This is a genomic window from Bowmanella yangjiangensis, from assembly GCF_017255015.1.
GTDB classification, from domain to species: domain Bacteria; phylum Pseudomonadota; class Gammaproteobacteria; order Enterobacterales; family Alteromonadaceae; genus Bowmanella; species Bowmanella yangjiangensis.
The window spans coordinates 1-19,973 of sequence record NZ_JAFKCS010000027.1 but is presented as its reverse complement, the minus strand read 5'-3'; the positions used below and the strand labels follow the sequence as shown (position 1 = coordinate 19,973).

Annotated in this window: 22 protein-coding genes and 1 other RNA gene; 16 read left to right on the top strand and 7 right to left on the bottom strand. The window is 46.9% G+C overall.

The window, feature by feature from the left end:
• The first annotated feature begins 535 nt into the window (after positions 1-535).
• The 11 genes from J0A65_RS19185 (at position 536) to J0A65_RS19135 (ending at position 10,822) form a co-directional block, all read left to right on the top strand.
• Positions 536-2,464 carry an ATP-dependent DNA helicase gene (locus J0A65_RS19185; protein ID WP_206595954.1) on the top strand — a complete coding sequence of 643 codons (1,929 nt, stop codon included), beginning with the start codon at positions 536-538 and terminating at the stop codon, positions 2,462-2,464.
• Entirely contained in the window at positions 2,461-3,144 is a 684-nt protein-coding gene (gene tsaB, locus J0A65_RS19180; protein ID WP_206595953.1) for a tRNA (adenosine(37)-N6)-threonylcarbamoyltransferase complex dimerization subunit type 1 TsaB, read from the top strand. The genes J0A65_RS19185 and tsaB overlap by 4 nt, the downstream gene beginning before the upstream one ends.
• 116 nt (positions 3,145-3,260) lie before the next feature.
• Complete coding sequence (locus J0A65_RS19175) at positions 3,261-3,578, top strand: hypothetical protein (protein ID WP_206595952.1); 318 nt, start codon at positions 3,261-3,263, stop codon at positions 3,576-3,578.
• A 162-nt stretch (positions 3,579-3,740) separates the two neighbouring features.
• Entirely contained in the window at positions 3,741-4,352 is a 612-nt protein-coding gene (locus tag J0A65_RS19170; RefSeq protein ID WP_206595951.1) for a Slp family lipoprotein, read from the top strand.
• Positions 4,353-4,489: 137 nt separating this feature from the next.
• Entirely contained in the window at positions 4,490-5,341 is an 852-nt protein-coding gene (locus tag J0A65_RS19165) for an alpha/beta fold hydrolase (protein WP_206595950.1), read from the top strand.
• 115 nt (positions 5,342-5,456) lie between these two features.
• The gene (fadD, locus tag J0A65_RS19160) at positions 5,457-7,112 is read left to right on the top strand and encodes a long-chain-fatty-acid--CoA ligase FadD (RefSeq protein ID WP_206595949.1); all 1,656 of its coding nucleotides are present in this window, start codon (positions 5,457-5,459) and stop codon (positions 7,110-7,112) included.
• Between the two features lie 109 nt (positions 7,113-7,221).
• Positions 7,222-8,352, top strand: coding sequence for a ribonuclease D (gene rnd / locus J0A65_RS19155; RefSeq protein WP_232850050.1), 1,131 nt, complete (start codon positions 7,222-7,224; stop codon positions 8,350-8,352).
• Between the two features lie 51 nt (positions 8,353-8,403).
• Entirely contained in the window at positions 8,404-8,697 is a 294-nt protein-coding gene (locus tag J0A65_RS19150) for a YcgL domain-containing protein (protein WP_206595947.1), read from the top strand.
• Positions 8,687-9,688, top strand: coding sequence for a lytic murein transglycosylase (locus J0A65_RS19145; RefSeq protein ID WP_206595946.1), 1,002 nt, complete (start codon positions 8,687-8,689; stop codon positions 9,686-9,688). Before J0A65_RS19150 ends, J0A65_RS19145 begins: the two co-directional genes overlap by 11 nt.
• Positions 9,666-10,334 (top strand): fumarylacetoacetate hydrolase family protein, encoded by a 669-nt coding sequence (locus J0A65_RS19140; protein ID WP_206595945.1) that lies wholly within the window; start codon positions 9,666-9,668, stop codon positions 10,332-10,334. Before J0A65_RS19145 ends, J0A65_RS19140 begins: the two co-directional genes overlap by 23 nt.
• Positions 10,328-10,822 carry a YcgN family cysteine cluster protein gene (locus J0A65_RS19135; RefSeq protein ID WP_206595944.1) on the top strand — a complete coding sequence of 165 codons (495 nt, stop codon included), beginning with the start codon at positions 10,328-10,330 and terminating at the stop codon, positions 10,820-10,822. Before J0A65_RS19140 ends, J0A65_RS19135 begins: the two co-directional genes overlap by 7 nt.
• Before the next feature lie 87 nt (positions 10,823-10,909).
• Here J0A65_RS19135 and J0A65_RS19130 read toward each other — a convergent pair whose 3' ends face one another.
• Entirely contained in the window at positions 10,910-11,305 is a 396-nt protein-coding gene (locus tag J0A65_RS19130) for a DUF3718 domain-containing protein (protein WP_206595943.1), read from the bottom strand.
• A 142-nt stretch (positions 11,306-11,447) separates the two neighbouring features.
• The gene (locus J0A65_RS19125) at positions 11,448-12,506 is read right to left on the bottom strand and encodes a sulfite exporter TauE/SafE family protein (protein ID WP_206595942.1); all 1,059 of its coding nucleotides are present in this window, start codon (positions 12,504-12,506) and stop codon (positions 11,448-11,450) included.
• 410 nt (positions 12,507-12,916) lie between these two features.
• Between J0A65_RS19125 and J0A65_RS19120 the strand changes: the two genes are divergently transcribed.
• Positions 12,917-13,381, top strand: coding sequence for a DUF6491 family protein (locus J0A65_RS19120; RefSeq protein WP_206595941.1), 465 nt, complete (start codon positions 12,917-12,919; stop codon positions 13,379-13,381).
• Positions 13,382-13,528: 147 nt separating this feature from the next.
• On the opposite strand, the gene ssrA is transcribed toward J0A65_RS19120, so the two are convergent.
• Together ssrA and smpB are read right to left on the bottom strand one after the other, a co-directional pair.
• Positions 13,529-13,888: a transfer-messenger RNA gene (ssrA, locus tag J0A65_RS19115) on the bottom strand.
• 94 nt (positions 13,889-13,982) lie between these two features.
• Positions 13,983-14,462 carry an SsrA-binding protein SmpB gene (gene smpB / locus J0A65_RS19110; RefSeq protein ID WP_206595940.1) on the bottom strand — a complete coding sequence of 160 codons (480 nt, stop codon included), beginning with the start codon at positions 14,460-14,462 and terminating at the stop codon, positions 13,983-13,985.
• Positions 14,463-14,566: 104 nt separating this feature from the next.
• Here smpB and J0A65_RS19105 point away from each other — a divergent pair, with 104 nt between their 5' ends.
• Positions 14,567-15,001 (top strand): type II toxin-antitoxin system RatA family toxin, encoded by a 435-nt coding sequence (locus J0A65_RS19105; RefSeq protein WP_206595939.1) that lies wholly within the window; start codon positions 14,567-14,569, stop codon positions 14,999-15,001.
• Positions 14,994-15,344 carry an RnfH family protein gene (locus J0A65_RS19100; protein WP_206595938.1) on the top strand — a complete coding sequence of 117 codons (351 nt, stop codon included), beginning with the start codon at positions 14,994-14,996 and terminating at the stop codon, positions 15,342-15,344. The genes J0A65_RS19105 and J0A65_RS19100 overlap by 8 nt, the downstream gene beginning before the upstream one ends.
• Positions 15,345-15,544: 200 nt before the next feature.
• Here J0A65_RS19100 and J0A65_RS19095 read toward each other — a convergent pair whose 3' ends face one another.
• The 3 genes from J0A65_RS19095 to nadK all read right to left on the bottom strand — a co-directional run bounded on the left by J0A65_RS19095 (position 15,545) and on the right by nadK (position 18,773).
• On the bottom strand, positions 15,545-15,895 hold the full coding sequence (locus J0A65_RS19095; protein ID WP_206595937.1) for an outer membrane protein assembly factor BamE: 351 nt from the start codon (positions 15,893-15,895) through the stop codon (positions 15,545-15,547).
• A 228-nt stretch (positions 15,896-16,123) separates the two neighbouring features.
• Positions 16,124-17,791 carry a DNA repair protein RecN gene (recN, locus tag J0A65_RS19090; protein WP_206595936.1) on the bottom strand — a complete coding sequence of 556 codons (1,668 nt, stop codon included), beginning with the start codon at positions 17,789-17,791 and terminating at the stop codon, positions 16,124-16,126.
• 100 nt (positions 17,792-17,891) lie between these two features.
• Positions 17,892-18,773 carry an NAD(+) kinase gene (gene nadK / locus J0A65_RS19085; RefSeq protein ID WP_206595935.1) on the bottom strand — a complete coding sequence of 294 codons (882 nt, stop codon included), beginning with the start codon at positions 18,771-18,773 and terminating at the stop codon, positions 17,892-17,894.
• A gap of 188 nt (positions 18,774-18,961) precedes the next feature.
• Here nadK and grpE point away from each other — a divergent pair, with 188 nt between their 5' ends.
• Both grpE and J0A65_RS19075 read left to right on the top strand, forming a co-directional pair.
• On the top strand, positions 18,962-19,552 hold the full coding sequence (grpE, locus tag J0A65_RS19080; RefSeq protein WP_206595934.1) for a nucleotide exchange factor GrpE: 591 nt from the start codon (positions 18,962-18,964) through the stop codon (positions 19,550-19,552).
• Between the two features lie 118 nt (positions 19,553-19,670).
• Positions 19,671-19,973: Hsp70 family protein (locus tag J0A65_RS19075; RefSeq protein ID WP_206595933.1), on the top strand; the 303-nt coding region annotated here is incomplete at its 3' end.

Below are 19,973 nucleotides of genomic sequence, written 5' to 3'. Positions count from 1 at the left end.
AGTTTAGGCACGAATAAGACAATTTTTATAGAACACTTTGAAAGTGATTACTTGGATATATTACGTCAGCAATTTGAATTTAGCTTAACTTATTTAAAGTGCCAAAATATTGACGCTCCAACTTTGCTTAATTATTCCGTTGCGGGTTTGTCAATCCCACACAGGCACAGGGGAATATTACAAATTTTAACACTTTATTCATGATTGAATACGGCGGCGAAGTTGGGACGCAATTATGACCACAAGGTAATTTGGGGCGATGAACAACCTTGCAATGGTTATTTTAGGTTAGTCGTTGATTTCTGCAGTTGGGCTAATTCCTGTCTCGTAAAGTATGAGTTATATCATGACCAAATCCCACTATAGAAAGCGCCAGCCAAAAATCAAACAGGTAGAACATATTTCAATGGTTAATCGACTCTTGCTTTTTCGAGTATGAATCATAGGTCATTAAGCTGATGAATGCAGTTAGGCTCTATAAAGCACTGTATCCCTAGTGGCTTTTTGGCATAATTGCGCGCCTAGAGGAGACAGCATGCCGACAATCAAGCAAGTATTTGCCAAAGATGGTGCCTTATCTACAGTCATCAAAGGCTTTATTCCGCGAGCAGCGCAAACCAGTATGGCTGAAGCTGTGCAGCAAGCCATTAAGGATAAACAGCAACTCGTGGTTGAAGCTGGTACAGGAACGGGAAAAACCTTTGCCTATTTGGCCCCGGCCTTGTTAAGCAATAAAAAGGTGATTGTTTCTACAGGTACAAAAAACTTGCAGGAGCAGCTATTTCACCGGGATTTACCTTTGTTGAAAAAGGCGTTAGCCACTAATAAGCAAACAGTATTGCTGAAAGGGCGGGCAAATTATTTGTGTCTGCACCGATTGTCGCAACATTCTGCCGGCAGTGCCGTTACGGATAAGAGCTTACTGCACGAGTTTAGTGTCGTCAGGCAGTGGGCCAGCAGCACTAAGTCAGGTGATGTAGGCGAATTAAAGGAGCTGGCAGAAGATGCCAGGGTGCTGCCTTTTGTCACATCTACTCAAGATAATTGTCTGGGTAAGGATTGTCCTGACTATGAAGACTGTTATCTGGTTAAAGCCAGACGACAAGCGCTGGATGCCGATCTGGTAGTGGTAAATCACCATTTGTTCTTTGCCGATATGGCGCTAAAAGATACTGGTTTTGGTGAGCTTATCCCTGAAGCCGATGTCATTTTGTTTGATGAAGCACATCAGATCCCGGATATTGCCACTGAATACTTTGGCGAAGCTTTGTCCAGCCGTCAGTTACAAGAACTGGGTATGGACATGGAATTGGTTTACCGAACAAAACTTAAAGATGCGCAACAGCTGAGTAAAGTTGCTGAGAAGCTGAAATATGTGACCTCGGATCTGCGCCTGCTGTTCCCTGAAACTCCGGAGAAGGGTAATTGGCGTCAGGCATTGGAAGTTGAAGCAGTAACGCAGCAAGTTGATAAGCTGCGTGGAATTCTGGATGTGGTTTATGAGGTAGTAAAACTGCATTTGGGGCGCGATAAAGATCTGGATGCAATTTATGAGCGTTGCGCGCAGGCGCGAGGTGAACTGGAACGTCTCACCGATATTGACAAGAAAGGGGTAACCTTGTGGTATGAAACTACCCCTAAACATATCATTTTGCATTTAACCCCATTGTCTATTGCCCGAAAGTTTGCCGACTATATGGCCGAGCCTAAACGTACTTGGGTGTTTACTTCGGCCACGCTGATGGTAGGGGACGGATTTGAACACTTTACCCGGCAATTGGGGCTGGGTAACGCCAAAACACTGGCGTTGGACAGTCCTTTTGATTATGCCAATCAGGCCATGCTCTGCGTACCCAGATACTTGCCCGAACCCAGTGCTTTTGCCATGCGTGAAACTCTGGTGAAAGTAGCCAGGCAACTAATAAAGGCCAGTGATGGACGCTGTTTCTTGCTGTTTACCAGTCATGCAATGTTGAGAGAAGTTGCTCAGGCCCTTGAGGGAAGCATAGACAATCCAATATTAGTGCAGGGCACAACCAGCAAACGTGCCTTATTGGATAGTTATCTTGAAGCCAAAAATGCAGTGCTGTTGGGGACCGGAGCGTTTTGGGAAGGCGTTGATGTTCGTGGTGATGCGCTAACCTGCGTCATGATTGATAAATTGCCCTTTGCTGCCCCTGATGACCCTCTGCTCGAAGCTAGAATTGAAGATTGTCGTAAGCACGGCGGTAATCCGTTCGGGCAATTGCAGATTCCTCAGGCGGTTATTGCTTTGAAACAGGGGGCTGGGCGTCTTATAAGGGACTACGCCGATCGTGGTGTGTTAGTGATATGCGACAATCGCCTGGTTACCCGAGACTATGGCAAGATCTTCCTGGCCAGTTTGCCCGCTATGCGCCGCACTAGAACTTTGCAGGATGCGTTGGCCTTTTTAACCGAAATACAAGAGAACCTGGTTGCATGAATATATTGGTTATTGATACTGCCACTGAGGCATGCTCGGCTGCCCTTAGCTATCAAGGGCAAACCTTGTCGCGCTTTGAGGTCTGTCCTCAACAACATAGCCAACGACTGTTGCCTATGGTTGATGAGCTGTTGGCCGACGCTGGCATTGGCCTGACACATTTAGATGCCCTGGCCTTTGGTCGTGGGCCGGGTAGTTTTACCGGGGTGCGCATTGCTACGGGTATGATTCAAGGATTGGCCATGGGCGCTGACTTACCTGTTGTTCCAATCTCTACCTTGGCCACTATGGCTCAACAAGCATTGGACATATATGGACATGATAGGGTCATTGCGGCCATTGATGCCAGAATGGACGAAGTGTACGTCGGCCGTTATAAAAGTTATCAGGGCATTATGCAGCTTGTAGACACAGAACAAGTGATTGCACCTGAACTGGCAGTGCCTGGAGCGGAACTATCTGGGTGGTATGGCGTGGGAACGGGGTGGCAGGCATATCCGCAACTTGATCCCAATAAAGATATCCGCCCTCTAACGGATATTCTTTACCCAACTGCCGAGTACATGCTGCCGTTGGCTCAACAAGCCATGAGGTTGGGGCAAGCATTAGCCGTTGAGCAAGTGGAACCTGTCTATCTGCGCGACAAAGTCACTTGGAAAAAATTACCGGGTAGAGAATAGTGTGCTCTACGGTACGATTTTTGCCTATTGATAGGCTGGATATAAGCAAAGCTGTTCACTAATCTAGTGTTTTATTCAGCAATGTTAGGGTTAACTAAATAGTCCATGGTAGTTAAGTGGAAATAGAATCCTCAATTATTGCCCAGCAGCAAGGGCTAGTGGTAAATCCTGCGATCAGGGGACCTGCGCGGGAGGAGTCCGCGCGTAAGCCGCAAGATGATGCACCTACTGAATATCCACGCAGTCAGGTCGTAGTGCGTCAGGGTAATGAAGATGCGCGAGTACAGGCAGACAAATACCGTTACCAGCAACAACAATTCTACGAACAGCCCAATTCACGGGGGCAGCAGGCTATTGAGGCTTACCAGAGTTTGGCGCGCAACCAACTGAAAGATGAAATTCAGCAGTCTATGGGTATAGATACCTACGTGTAATGCAGTAGTTCTGGAACAAAGAGCCAGCTTGAGAGTCAATTCATCTAAATCGACAACATCAAACTAATTACAGCCAGGGTTGACCTTTGTCATGCAAGTTCAGTAGCTGTTCAGTTTACTGACAGATAATGAAGTAAAGCCCGAACTAGAACAGAGGTAGTTATGAAAAAATTGATACTCGCCGGCATGGTATTGTTAATGGCCGGATGCTCTTCATTACCAAAAGAGTTGCAGGTGGCAGAGGGTGCCAAATTACTCAGTTATCAGGATGTGACAGGGAATCCTGAACAAAGTACCGGGCAACAGGTCATGTGGGGTGGGGTAATTGCCGATATTAAAAATCAGAAAAGTGCCACCTTAATTGAGATGGTTCACTATCCCATTCGCAGCTACGGTCGTCCTACTTCTGGCGATGAGAGTGTTGGACGCTTCCGTGTAAGAGTTAATGGCTTTCTTGATCCTATGGTGTACAAGCCAGGCAGAAGCTTGACCGTAACTGGCACGGTAACAGGTATCGAACAGGGACAGGTTGGTGAGTTTGAATACCAGTTTCCTGCAATACAGGCCAGTGGCTATCATCTATGGAAAGAAATTCAGGAAGTAGAAGTCACAACTCTTGGCTACGGCTTTCATGGTCCCTATCCTTACGGCTGGTACAATTGGCATATGTGGCCATATCATGAAAGGGTGATTATCAGAGATAAATCACCTTCTCGTGCTGACAGTCCCCAGCCGGTTAAACCCACGTCGGTGCCTAAAAAAATCTCTCGTTAGTGGCAAATTATTGCCTCATTGAGTGGTGAGGCGGTAAAGTCAGGCATGGTAAGCGGCAAAGTATTGCCGCTTTTTTGTGTCTATTCAGCTCGAATGCGTCTTTACCTCAGGTCTTCGACAGTGCTCAGGAGTAAAATGTGCAGGAAATAAATCTAGTCTTAAAACATCTGCGGTTATCGGCCCTGAGATTTGGTAATCCTGACGGCCCGAAAGTATTAGCGCTGCATGGTTGGCTGGACAATGCCGCCAGTTTTATGCCTTTAGCTGAGCCTTTGTGTGAATGGGATGTGGTTGCATTGGACTTGGCTGGCCATGGTCATTCTGAGCATCGAAGTGCAGATGCACATTACCATTTGTTGGATTGGGTGCAGGATATTCACGAAGTGTTGAACGTATTGGGATGGTCATCCTGTCATATGCTCGGCCATTCCCTCGGCGGAATAATTTCGTCTTTGTATGCCGCTACGTTCCCTAAGCAGGTGCTGTCATTGACCATGATAGAAGCCTTTGGTCCATTAGCGATGGATCCCGAGTCTAGTGTTGACCAACTACGCGAGTCTGTTTTAAGTCGTTTGGCTATTGATGAAAAGCCTGCCCGACATCCACCCAATACAGCCAAGGCTGTTACTGCAAGGTTGTTAGCCGGAGACTTAAGTAAGTCTTCAGCGCAAACCTTGGTGGAGCGAAACTTGGTTCAGAATGACGGTGTCTTGATGTGGCGAACCGACAGACGCTTGCGGACTATTTCATCATTGCGTCTGACTGAACCCCAAGCTCAGGCGTTTCTTGGGGCGATAAGCTGTCCTGTGCTGGCTGTTACGGGGGAGCAGGGGTTTGAGAAAGTCCGTAATAATATTTTGAAGCGGCGGGGACTGGTTGCCCAGCTTGTGGAGGCTAGCAGCCCGGGCGGACATCATGTTCATATGGACAATCCTGTGGCTGTAGCTGAGCATATTCGCTGCTTTTGGCAGCAAGTCGCGTCCCTTTAGCCGCAACTTTTATCATTTATCTTTTTCCGGGGTTTGGCTACTATTGGGGCTAATTGGTTCCGGGGGCGTCCCGGAGATGAATATAATAAATAAAAAGAATGCCTCAGGAGGCAAAGTGGATAAGATTTGGCTAGAACACTACCCTGACAATATACCCTCTGAAATCGATCCGGATCATTACGCTTCATTGGTGGATATTTTTGAGCAGTCTGTTCAGAAGTACGCTGACCGGGTTGCCTTTATCAACATGGGCAAGGAGATGACTTTCAGGGAGCTGGATCAGTACTCCAGGCAGTTTGCTGCCTATTTGCAACATCAAGGGCTGAGCAAAGGCGATGCAGTTGCCATTATGATGCCCAACTTGTTGCAAAATCCTGTGGTGATTTTTGGTGTGCTAAGGGCTGGCTTAACCGTCGTTAATGTTAACCCGCTATACACCGCCCGCGAGTTAAAACATCAGCTAAATGATTCCAGTGCCAAAGCCATTATTATTGTTGAGAACTTTGCGCATACATTGGAAAAAGTTATTCAGGATACGCAGGTTAAGCAGGTTTATTTGACCCAGTTGGGTGACATGCTGTCTGTGCCTAAAAAGTGGATAGTCAATCTTGTCGTTAAGCATGTGAAAAAAATGGTACCGGCATTTTCACTGCCAGGCAGTCAGAGTTTGATGGCGGCCATTCACAGCGGCGCAAACCTGAGCTATCAGCGCCCTGAGCTAAGTGGCGAGGATATTGCCTTCTTACAGTATACGGGCGGCACTACCGGCGTATCTAAAGGCGCCATGCTGACACACCGTAATTTAGTGGCAAACCTAGAACAAATTTCGGTGATATTAGAACCCGTGATTAAAGACGGAGAAGAGTTGGTCGTGACTGCCTTACCGCTCTACCACATCTTCGCCTTGGTCGCCAATTGCCTGACCTTCGTTAAGTACGGTTGCCGCAACCTTTTGATTACCAATCCCAGGGATATGCCTGGCTTTGTGAAAGAACTTGGGCGCTATCCTTTTACTGTCTTGACCGGTGTCAACACCTTGTTTAATGGTCTGCTCAACACGCCAGGGTTCAAAGAGTTAGATTTTGCCAATCTGAAGTTTGCGTTGGGTGGCGGTATGGCTGTGCAGCGCCCGGTCGCCGAGAAATGGGCCAAGGTTACCGGACATGTGCTACTGGAAGGCTACGGATTGACTGAGTGTTCACCTGTAGTCAGCATTAATTATCCGACTATTACCAATGAGTACAATGGTTCAATTGGCATGCCAATTCCATCCACAGAAGTGAAACTGCTTGATGACAGTGGTAATGAAGTTGGATTCGGTGAGCCTGGTGAAATGTATGTGCGTGGTCCACAGGTTATGAAAGGCTATCTGAACAGGGAAGAAGCTACCCTAGAAGTACTCAATGACGGTTGGTTAGCAACTGGAGACATCGCCAAAGCTGATGAGATGGGGCGTTTTTACATTGTTGATCGCAAGAAAGACATGATTCTGGTGTCTGGTTTTAACGTGTTCCCTAATGAAATTGAGGAAGTCGCGGCCATGCATGATGGTGTCGCCGAAGTCGCGGCGTTGGGAGTTCCCAATGAAGCGACCGGTGAAATGGTCAAGCTGTTTGTGGTGAAAAAAGATCCAAACTTGACGGAAGAGGAGCTTATCAGTCATTGCCGTAAGCACCTGACGGCATACAAAGTGCCACGCAAAGTTGAGTTTCGGACTGAATTGCCGAAAACTAATGTTGGTAAGATTTTGCGCAGAGAGCTTAAAGAGTAGCTTTTGTTGTATGATCTATCTGCGCTGGACAGGGTTGATTCCATCCAGCGCGGTGTAAGCCTGTTTTCTACCTTGACCGAGGCACCTCTTTTCGCTGATGAGTTATCAAATGATTACCCAATCGTCGCAGTTGGCAGAGTATTGTCGGCGTGCGACGACTAAACCTTTTATCGCCGTTGACACAGAATTTGTTCGCACCCGCACTCTTTATCCGCAGTTGGGTTTGATTCAGCTTTATGATGGTGAACAGCTGGCATTAGTCGATCCTCTGGCTGTTGAGGACTTGTCCAAATTGACGGAGCTGCTTGTTAACCCTTCGGTTGTCAAGGTATTGCATTCCTGCTCTGAGGATTTGGAAACCTTTTGGACGGCCATGCAGGTCATTCCAACCCCTTTGTTTGATACGCAGTTTGCCGCCGGGCTTTTAAATCTGGGAACTTCGCTTGGATACGCTAAGATAGTGGAGCAGCGCCTAGGTGTGAGTCTGGACAAAGGCGAATCTCGCACCGACTGGCTGGCACGCCCGCTTAGCGAACAACAACTGGACTACGCTGCTAACGATGTTTTGTATTTGCATGGTCTGTATCCGGAGTTGGCCAAAGAGGTCGATGCACTGGGGCGCACCCAGTGGATCTATGATGAAATGAATCAGTTGGCGAATAAGAAGCGAAGCGAGTTACCTGACGAGTACGCCTATCTGAACATCAAGAATAATTGGCAACTGAAAGGAAAGGCGCTGCTGGTGCTTAAAGAATTGGCTAGTTGGCGTCAGCAAAAAGCCAAAAGCAAAAATCTGGCACTGAACTTTGTGTTTAAAGAACAGTTTTTGGTTGAGCTGGCTAAGCGTCAGCCCTCGCAGAAGAATGCGTTGTTTGCTACGCCTGGGATACCGCCTCAGGATGTGCGTCGTCATGGAGATGAATTATTGGCGATTATTCAACGCTGCCAGGTTATCGACTCGGAACATTATCCTGCCAAAATTGAACGCCTTGTTGATTTTTCCGCGTATAAGCGAGTGTCTCAGTCGATTAGACAGCTATGTGAAGAGATTGCTGGCGGTTTGTCATTGCCGGTTGAGATGTTGGGTTCAAAAAAACAGATCAATCAATTGTTAAAATGGCTGTGGTTCGACCTTGAAGAGGGTAAACTGACCAGCCTGAAACCTGATTTGCTGTGTGGCTGGCGAGGTCCTCTGTTGAAGGATGGCCTGAGCCAAATTGTCGGTGCTATTGAGCCGTAAAAGTTATAGTACCAAGCCTATACAGTCGTTACCGGAGTGTATGTCGCCGCTATGTTGTGCGCCATTTATCGTAGTAGTAGAAAAGACGAAACTTATCTTTTTGTTCGCAATCGAGACGATTTTTCTGATGTCCCGCAAGCTTTGATGGAGCATTTTGGTGCGCCCTCCCTCGTCATGGTTATGTCCATTACACCAACCACCAAACTGGCGATTAGTGACGCCGGAAAAGTTTGCCAAGCTTTGATGGATACTGGCTTTTATTTGCAGTTACCCCCTCCCAAAGAAAATTTGCTGGATGAACATCGTCGTCAAATTCATCAGTCAAAGGAGCAAGATGATGCTTAGACGTTTATCTGTCGCAGCGCTTGCGTTATGCAGCCTGAGTGCTGTTGCCAAGCCGGATTTTAATCAATATGTGACAACACTTAAGCAGGAAGCGGTAGAGCAGGGGTTTAGTACTGAGTTTGTTGAACAGGCTTTTGCCAATGTAGAGTTTTATGAGCGAGCCGTCAGCTCAGACAAAAATCAACCGGAATTTAAACTGACTTTAGATAAGTATTTGTCTACCCGCGTGCCTGATTGGAAAGTGAAACAAGCCGTTGATAAGTACAATGAAAATAAAGAAGTGTTGGAAGCCGTTGGCAAAAAGTTTGGTGTTCAGCCGCGCTTTATTATTGCCCTGTGGGGTAATGAAAGTAATTTCGGTCGAATTCAGGGCAAGTTTCCCGTTGTTTCCGCGCTAACCACGCTGGCGTATGAAGGGCGTCGTGAAGCCATGTTTAAAAAGCAGCTCTTTGCCGCACTCAAGATTCTTAGTGAAGGCCATATTGAGCAAGAGAAGTTTGTTGGTTCCTGGGCTGGTGCTATGGGACAAAGTCAGTTTATGCCAACCTCCTTTTTAGCCTATGCCTATGATTTTGATGGTGATGGTAAGAAAGATATTTGGGGCAATCAGGCAGACGTATTTGCTTCTATTGCCAACTACCTTAAGACCGTTGGCTGGGATGACTCTCAGACCTGGGGGCGACAGGTTAAGATTCCCGAAGGTTTCGATACCAAACTCAGTGGCTTAGACAAAAGTAAAATGCGAACCTTGAGTGAGTGGCAAGAATTAGGCGTGCGTCGCTATGATGGCAATGACTTACCAAGCCGTGAGTTGAAAGCCAGTCTTATTATGCCTGATGACGCAAAAGGCCGAATTTATCTGGTTTATGAAAATTTCCATACATTGATGAATTGGAACCGTTCAACCTATTTTGGCAGTGCGGTGGGGTATTTATCGGATCGGATTAAAGCGGAGCTAAGAGATAGTCATGTATCAGCACCAGGACAATAGAGGTAAGCCTATCGACCTACCGGTAGGTAAAGCAGTTTGTGTTGGCAGGAATTATCTGGATCATATCCACGAGTTGAACAATGAAGTGCCGGAACAAGCGCTGCTATTTATTAAGCCGAGCTCGGCGCTGGTTCCTTTTGAGGGTGAAATTACCATTCCCACTGAACTCGGAGCTTGCCACAATGAGCTGGAAATTGCCGTACTGATGGCGAGCACTGTACGTAAGGTTTCTCCCGAGCAAGCCATGGCGGCCGTATGGGGCTATGGCTTGGGGTTGGACCTGACACTGAGAGAAGTACAGGACAAAATGAAGGCCAAGGGGCAACCTTGGGAACGGGCTAAAGCCTTTGATGGAAGTTGCCCTTTGACTGGATTTGTTGCAGCGTCGGAAATTAGCGATCCACAGGCTCTCGAATTCAGATTATCTGTCAATGGTGTGGAGCGTCAGCGTGGCGATGCAGCGCTTATGATTCATCGCATTGCGGATTTGATTAGTGAAATTTCCCAGCACTTTACCCTGTTACCTGGCGATGTGGTGCTGACGGGTACGCCCAAAGGGGTGGGGCCTTTATCCGCTGGCGATGAGCTCAATGCCGAGCTAATTGATTACTTTAAGGTGAATGCGCAAGTGGTGGCGGATTGTTAACCCCTAACTTTTGGCAACAGAAGTCGCTTGAAGACATGACTGATACAGAATGGGAAGCCATTTGTGATGGTTGTGCTAAGTGTTGTTTGCACAAAATTATTGATGATGATGAAGGCGACGGCGGTTCTACCGACGAGTTGCATCCTGGCGAGCAGTTGCATTACACCCGGGTTGCCTGCCACTTGCTCAATACCAAAAGCTGTGAATGCACTCAGTATGCAAAGCGTTCTGAACTGGTGCCAGATTGTGTAAAACTGACAAAAGACAATCTGCAGGATATTTTCTTTATGCCGCCGAGTTGCAGTTATCGGCGCCTGTATGAAGGGAGGGGATTACCTTCCTGGCATCCGCTCCTTAACAAAGGCAAGAAAACGGCAATGCACAAGGCGGGCATGTCTGTCAGAGGAAAGACCATCTCCGATGACGGAATGTCGGTGGATGAATTGGAAGACTATATTGCTATTTGGCCATTAGCTGACCTTGATTAGTGGCAATGTAGTCAGTAATGCCAGCCATTACTTTAGGTTAAGCCATAAAAAATCCCGCGTTAAGCGGGATTTTTTATGGGAACTCAATTAGCTGATTCGGTCTAACAGCTCTTTGCCGATGTCTGAAGCCAAGTGACCATTACTTTCAGCCCATTGCTGAAGTGGCATGCCGTCTTTTTCAGCCTGGCTCAGATCCGATTTGCTCATTTTCTTAATCATAAACACACCGACTTCAACGGCATTATTTTCCATTGAATAACGGATCAGGCTATTGCCGCCACAACTGATACCTGCGTAGTAATCACCAAGGCGCAGGTTGTAATCATCTTGTACTTTTTTCAGTTTTTTACGCAATTCTGACTTGTCATCGTTTTTAACGATGGTGCAAATATTCTGCAGATCTTCGTTAATGTCAGCAAAGCTGGCAGGTGCAAATGCTAAGGTGCTCAGGGTGGTCAGAATAGCTAAAGTTGACTTTTTCATAGTAGTTGCCTCTAAGTTAAAAAATAGTTAACGGTCTTGACTAGAGGCAGTGTATGAAAATTGATCTGGCGCAAAAAGACCGTAAAATCGTACCTGGGTATGGAGACTTATACCTATTTGCACCAAGTCTATAATTTGGGGATCAGCGCTCCTTGAGTTCAGAAAGAACCGCAGTGCCTGACGGTAATTGTTGGGGAGGCGGTTGTTCCCCGACAAGTTCGCTACCCCAGCGCCGCAGTTTTTCAAAGCCGGCTAGGCAGGCAAGTACCGCAATAATTGCAAACAGCATACCGGCAATGCCGAGGAGATTGCGCTCTGCGTACAAGGTCCAGATAAACTGTCCGACACATAAGGTCGCTACCACTAATAAAGTGGGTTTGCGGCCGATTTTGGCGACGATAAATACCCCTAATGGGGCTCCTAATGCTACAACCGGAGCTGCGGCTAACCAGTTCTCAAATACCCCGCCTTGTAACCCTTGTCCGGAAAGAAATTTGACGGCCACACCCAGGACTGAGGTATAGGCCATAATTAATACCGAGGTAGGGATGGCTATTTTTAAATCTGCACGACATAGCAATACCAGCGCAGAATACACCACCATATCTATTCCAACCCCCGTAACGGCCGCTACCGTAGCCCCTGAGAGAAAGCCTAGCCAAAGACCAAGACGAAAATCCCAGTTTTCGTCAAACTCTGTCATACCGCTGTGGCCGGCTATTTCATCCAGACGATAAAGATGTAATAGACCGAAGCTGGCCCAGATCACAGCAAACACCAGTTTGATCCAAAGCTCAGGAATGTAGGGGGCGATAAAAAATATGCCTAGCGGTGTGCCAACCAGTGCGCCGAGCATGGCGCCTTGCAAAATAGCCCAAGCGATAGGTTGTCGTCTGGCCAGGATAAATATACTGGCACTGGTCATACCGATGCTTTGAATCGCAAAACTAAAATCCCGGCCTAAACTGGCGGGTAACTCAAAAAGTAAAACCAATACTGGGAAGCCAACTGTACCGCCCCCCATAGGGGTGGAGCCTGCTGCATAGCTGCCGATTGCCATGGCCAAGGCCATAGGCCAATGAGCAACTGCCTCTGACCATAGCCCTTTACCTGCGACCAGCCATAGCCACACCGCATAAAAGCCTGCCAGCCACAGAAACCAAACCCATAGTCTTTGTTTAGGGAGGGGATGCATCGACATCAACTCAAACTTCTCAAGGCGTTTTTGCCGATTCTACCAGTTAATACCTGTTCGCATAGGTTAATTGTGGTTGTGCCATGGGGAATGCCGGTGTGTTGCTTGCCAGGCAAAAGAAAACAGCGTCATTTTCATTCGGCTGACAAATATCTAGGTTTTTGCTCTACTTAGCCAGACCAATTACAGTTTTAACACACTTCAAGCAGAACTTATGGACAAGGTATACAGACAAGCCGTCTTAGCACATCATGTCTTTGAGCCGTTCTTCAAGACTAAGGTCATTAATTAACATATAGTTACATTTTTGTCTGTTTATTGAGCTTTGCCAGTAACATAGTATGGATTGAATGCAACTAAATCCAATATGGTGTAGAAAGCAGATTCTGGAACTTATTCAATAAAAAGGAAATATGATGAAATTCAAAATTCTAATGGGTTGCTGTGTACTGGTGCTGAGTGGATGCGCATCTACCGATAGCCGTTCAACTAACGACATTAACAGTGAAACACTGTATGAGGACTTTATTGCCAATCAAGAACTTAAAAGTATTGAAAAGGCAGACCCTTTCATCCTCGCTGACTATATGATTTTAGATAAGCAGCATGTTGCATTAACGGCAAGGAACCGTAAATACTTCCTAGCCTCATTATCAAACGCCCCTTGCGCCGATCTTGAGTTTTCCGAGCGGATCGGACTACTGCAGCTCGAGAAGGAAGCTGTTACGGCCGGAGATCAAATTGTCAGAATCGGTTTCGAGCAACAGGGTTGTACAATTGAAACGCTTTATAAGTTAAACCGCGTGCAATATGAGGAGTTATCAAACCTGAATATTAAGCGCCGCTACAATGCTGATATTAACGCCCCAGCCCGGTTTTAAAGAATCCAGCTCACGTTAAGGGATACTCACTGTACAGTTAAAAGCCGCCTGTTTAGGTGGCTCTGTGCTGGCCGCAAACTTCAGGGGCTTAGTTACAAAACTCTATTCAATAAAAAACCCCGCACCTTTCGGTGCAGGGTTTGTTATTGGTGGAGCTGGCGGGACTTGAACCCGCGTCCAGAAAGCGTCAACCGTTGGTACTACATGCTTAGTCTGTCTTTTATTTAACTACGTTGGACCCCGGCAGACAGGGTTCCTTGTAGCTGTCCTGATACTATTTCGCGGTTCAACCTCAGGAAGTTTCCCTCGCTAGTCCATGATGATGACCTTCCGAACCTCTACCCATGGACGAGGCCAGAGTGGAAGGGCTCTAAACCGGTTATTAAGCGGCTAGAGCGTAGTTTTCGTCGTTTGCGACTACTTTAAAGTGGCTTTTTTAAGAGGCCAGCCACAACCTCTGCATGCACCTCGGGCGTCCAGAATCCTGTCGAATCCAAAATCAGCCCCGAAAAGCGTATTGCCCTTTAAGGACAAGTGCTGACATCATAGCACAAGCAAATCATGTTTGTCTCTCAACTTATCGCAAGTGATTGATTGCTAATCAGCTTTTGTGTTTCATCAGGCGTTCTTTCTGACGCGCCCAGTCTCTGTCCTTAATGCTGTCGCGCTTATCCTGACTTTGTTTACCCTTCGCCAGATAAATCTCAACTTTTACCCAGCATTTCTTCCAGTACATGGCGGTCGCCACTATGGAATAACCTTTTTGTTCCCTGGCACCCAACAGACGATTTAATTCGCGCTTATTCAGCAGTAACTTACGGCTGCGATCCGGGTCACAAATTACGTGGGAGGACGCTTCCTTCAAGGGCTGGATTTTACAGCCCAGCAGAAAGGCCTCTCCGTTCTGAATAATCACGTAAGCGTCGGAGAGATTAGCCTTACCGGCACGGATACTCTTAACTTCCCAGCCCTGCAAGGAAACACCTGCCTCGAATTTGTCTTCAAGGAAGTATTCATGCCTGGCTTTTCTGTTCAGCGCTATGGTGCTGCTTTGATTTGATTTGGTGTTCTTCTTTTTCATGGGCGCGTATTATACTGCAACGAATTTTTTTGTCTGCGACAGCGCATAAAATATTTCTTTGCAGACATTGGCATACCTGAGAAAAGGTAGACAGAGGAGAATCGATGCCAAACGTGAATCGTAGTGCACTGGTTGGTTACAGTGCCGAATCCATGTTTGATCTGGTTAATGATGTGAATGCTTATCCCCGTTTCCTACCCGGTTGTGCTGATACCCGCATCTTAGAAGCAGATAGTGACTTTATGAAAGCCTCGTTGCTTGTTAGCAAAGGCGGGCTGAAGCAATGGTTTACTACCCAGAATCACCTAAAACGTGGCGAGTTTATACAGATGCAACTTGTGGACGGTCCATTTACGCATTTGCGCGGAGGATGGCGTTTTATCCCTCTGTCTGAGCAAGCCTGCAAGATTGAACTTAACCTGGAGTTTGAGTTTTCCAGCAAACTTGCAGAAATGGCTTTTGGCAAAGCTTTTTCGGCTATTGCGAGTAATATGGTGGCTGCATTTACCGAACGCGCCAAGGAGGTTTACCGTGACTGAAAAGCAGATTCGTCTGGAAGTAACCTACGCATTGCCTGATAAGCAAGCCCTACTGGAAGTGATAGTAGAGAGAGGATGCACAGTTGATGAAGCTATTAAGGCTTCTGGAATACTAAAGCGCTTTCCTGATATCAATCTGGATGAAGCTAAGGTTGGCATATGGTACCGGACTTGTAAGCTCACTGACGAACCAAAGGATGGCGATAGAATCGCCATTTACCGTCCATTAATCGCAGATCCCAAAGATGCCAGACGCCGCCGGGCAGAGAAGGCTAAAGACGAGGGCAGGGCAGATAAAGTAACAGGTGGGAGGGTTAATTCGCTTCGCTCTGGACAAGAATAAGTTCTCATACGATGCGTTTAGTGTTGCGCTCACAATCAAAGACAAGGAAGAGTATGGACGTATCGTTACGTACTGGCACCACAAAGGCATAGTCGATGGAGTGAAAGAATATGAAATGTGGCAAAAGCTGGAATAGCGTTATTAGCTGAATAGCAACACATCTTCCTGCCAACATTGGCGGGAAGATGTGCTATTGATGATCATTGATCTAGGGGCGTATTAAACGTCTCAGGTAAGTCAAAGTCGCCTTCAACTTTACTTATCTTACCCGCATCAAAATAGATGATGAGCTCTTTGCGAATATGTTCATCACTCATGCCACGTTTCATTGTATAGACGTAGTACCATTTATCCTGATTGAAGGGATCATTCACCACAGGTTGACCAAGAATGTAAATTACCTGTTCTTTGGTCATCTGAATACGCAGCTTATCTACGTCTTTTTGATCCAGGTAGTTACCCTGAGGAATATCAATACGGTAAATCCAACTACTGCAAGCCTGCAGGCTGGCCAACACTATAAGGCTGATGGCGAGTTTTTTGTACTTCATGTTGTTCTGGTTCTCTGAGGAAGGCTGCATCCTAACGTAGTTGGCTTGTAGCTGTCCAATTCCATACATCAAAGTTAGTCGGTTTTATGCTCAGTCTTACACTGAAATACCGGATAAAGAAGCGCCCGAAACAGCATCAACCTGTTCCAGGCTCCTCCACGCACTAAACTGATAATTCACTGGTTGATAAATGGGGATCATCAGCAAATTTTCAATGCATTGGAAAAACTACAGACCCAAAAGTTCCCTGGCATTAGCCAACGCGGTGTCGGTTAGCTTATCACCTGCCAATAGCCTTGCCAGCTCCTCTATACGTTGCTGCTGCTCTAGTGGAATCATGTGTGTTTCAGTGGTTTTGCCATCACTAAATTTTGTCACCAACATTTGATGATGAGCACAAGCGGCTACCTGAGGTAGATGAGTCACACACATCACTTGTGCATCCTTGCCCAGTTTTCTGAGTAGCTGGCCCACTACCGATGCTGTTGGTCCGCTAATGCCCGTATCTACTTCGTCGAATATCATGGTGGGCACTTTATGGTTAGTGCTGGCAATAACCTGCACCGCCAGCCCAATACGGGATAACTCCCCACCGGAGGCGACTTTTTCCAGGGCATCTGCTGGCTGCCCGGGGTTTGTGGCAACCATAAACTCTATGACATCCTGCCCGTGACGACTGATCGCTAACTGCGAGTCAAAGCGTACTTGAATGGAAAAACACGCCTGACTCATGTTCATTTGGCGGATTTCCCGCTGTACTTTATCAGCAAGCTTTGTCGCCGCTTTTTGTCGTGATTGGCTTAAGGTTTCTGCTGCTTGAAGGTAATCCTGCCTAAGTTGCTCCAGGGTAGCCGCTAATGCCTCTAATTGATTGTCATCTTGCTGTAATTGTGAGAATTCCTGCGCCAGTGACTGATGATATTCATACAATCCTTCTGGCATAACCTGGTGTTTTCTGGCCAGTTCCATGGCTCTTGAAAAACGTGCTTCTACTTGCTGCATTCTGAAAGGATCAACTTCCAGGTCATCTATATAGTCGCGAAGTTGTTGGGACGCTTCATCCACCTGGATATTGGCTTCAGAAAGCAACTCAATAATAGGTGTCAGACTGGCATCGTGAGCTTGTAGTTCTGACAACCTGTCGATAGCGTGTTGGATAATAGATAAGGCATTAATATCGTCAGCATCATAGAGCTGATGGAAGCTAAGCTGAGATTGCTCCAGCAGAGATTGGCTATGGCTTAAACGCTTGTGCTCGATTTCGAGCTGTTCAAACTCACCATCTTCAATGGCAAATTCGTCCAGTTCCTGAACCTGGTATTCCAACAGCTGTCGCCGAGCTTCCCGATGCTGCTGATTATCCTGCAATTGCTGATATTGTTTGCGGGTATCCAGCAATAGTTGGTAACGCTTGGTCAGCTCTTGCTGCAAGTTAGGGTGGTTGGCATAACTATCCAGCAATTCTCTTTGCACGTCTGCCTTTAGCAATTGCTGGTGGGCATGTTGGCCATGAATACTTACCAGATATTGCCCCAGATTCTTGAGCTGCTGTAAGGAAACTGGTGCGCCATTGATATAAGCCTTGGAGCGGCCTTCCGCAGAGATGACCCGGCGAATTACGCATTCTGGCTCATCTTCTTGTAGCTCTTGCGTGGCAAGCCATTGCTGCGCTAAGGGGAGATTGTGCAAGCCAAAACAGGCGGTAATTTCAGCTTTATCGGCGCCTTTTCTTACCATGCTGGCTTCTGCTCGATCGCCGAGACACAGACTTAATGCATCAATGGCAATAGATTTACCTGCACCGGTTTCGCCTGTAATGGCGGTCATTCCGCTTTGTAGTTCTATATCCAGCGACTGGACAATAGCAAAGTTGCGTATAGAGAGTTGAAGCAGCATATAGTCACCTGTTTATCCATACAGTTTGCTGTAACTATATACAGTAATTTTGGCTTGTCCAGATGGTGAAGGAAAAATATTCCGCATACCATCTCTCGGCCTAATAGAGCTTACTTCCCCAACCGAGTTTGGTACGTAGAACGTTAAAATAGTTATAACTTTTAGGGTGGATTAAACGCAGCGTATAGGGGTTTTTACGCAGTTGAATTTCGTCCCCTGGCAATACACTGAGTACTACGTGGCCATCACAACTGACTTGCAATGCTTCGCTGTTGTCGTGGGAAACCACCAGGCGTACCACACTGTTTGCATCCACTACAATGGGACGGCTGCTAAGAGTATGAGGAAACATAGGAACCAAGGACAGCGCATCCAGATTGGGCGTCATAATAGGGCCGCCACCTGACAGAGAGTAGGCGGTTGACCCTGTAGGAGTTGCCACAATTAAACCGTCAGAACGCTGACTGAATACGAACTGTTCATCAATATGCACCTCAAATTCCATCATATGCGCCACTTTGCCGTGGTGGAGCACGGCTTCATTCACGGCGGCATTGCTGCTTTTTAGCTGCCCATGACGGAATACTTCCACTTCCAGTAAAAAGCGTTGCTCGGTGGCATAGTCTCCGGCAAATATGCCATCTAATTCTGTGGTGATGTCATCGGGGTGAATATCGGTCAAAAAACCCAGATTACCGCGGTTAACACCGACCACCCCGATATTAAAGCGCGATAATACGCGTGCCGCACCCAGCATATTGCCATCGCCACCCACAACTATAGCTAAATCGGCATGCTCGCCAATAGCAACCAAGTCCATCACTTCCGGTGTTTGCACATTCAATTCGCTGGCAACACGTTCTTCCACTAGTACACGTTTGCCTTTGCTGCGCAAATACGCATAGAGGGCTTGGAGGGTCTCACTCGTGCCCTGATGGTGGGGTTTGCCGATAAGGCCGACACAGTCGAAATGTTGGTGCATGCTTGGAAGTTCTAAAATGGGATGCTATCTACTTGAAAATAATAAGGGTTAGCCAGCAAAAAGTCGCTGTTTAAAGTGCATAACCGGATAATTTGCATGGAAATGTTGAATTACCCCTTGAATCACAACCTGCCACCCCCATTTACCCAATCGTTTTTGGCATTCTTTTAGGTATTACGGAGAGGCGAATGAGCACCGAGCAGCAGCCACAACAAGAACAGCAGGCGCAAGAAGAGGTTATTCAAGAGCAAGTTCAGTCAGAACAAACTCCTGAGCAACAGCGCATTGTTGAATTGGAAAATGCCCTGGCACAAGCAGAATCGAATCTGGCAGAGCAGAAAGATTCTGCACTGCGAGCCAGAGCGGACATGGAAAATGCCCGTAAGCGCGCTGAGGCTGAAGTGGACAAAGCCAGAAAGTTTGCGCTTGAGCGATTTGCCGGTGAACTGTTAACCGTTATTGATAATCTGGAGCGCGCGCTGCAAGTTGCTGATGCCTCCAATGATGCGGTTAAGTCACTGGTTGAAGGGGTCGCCATTACCCACAAGTCCTTTATTGCGACCATTGAAAAATTCGGCATGACGGTAATTGATCCGCAAGGACAGCCGTTCAACCCGGAATTGCATCAAGCCATGGGCATGCAGGAAAGCGCCGAGCTTGAGCCTAATTCAGTTATAGCGGTCATGCAGAAAGGTTATGAAATTAATGGTCGCTTGTTACGTCCGGCTATGGTCATGGTGTCTCGTGCACCTGAAGGTGGCGTGGACGTACAAGCGTAATTATCTACGAATAAACACATTTTATTTGGGGATTTTTTTTCGCCCGCTTGTTGAAAACAATCGAGCCAAACCCCACAAAGAAAGCATAAGTTTTTAAACGAATTTTCGGAGTAACGTCATGGGCAGAATCATTGGTATTGACTTGGGTACAACCAACTCTTGTGTTGCCGTGTTAGATGGTGACAAACCTCGTGTAATTGAAAATGCGGAAGGGGATCGTACTACCCCCTCCATCATCGCCTTCACTAAAGATGGTGAAACCTTGGTTGGTCAGCCAGCCAAGCGTCAGGCGGTCACTAACCCTAAGAACACCTTGTTCGCTATTAAGCGTTTGATTGGTCGTCGTTGGGAAGATAAAGAAGTTCAGCGCGATATCGACATCATGCCATTTGGCATTATCAAGGCCGACAACGGTGACGCC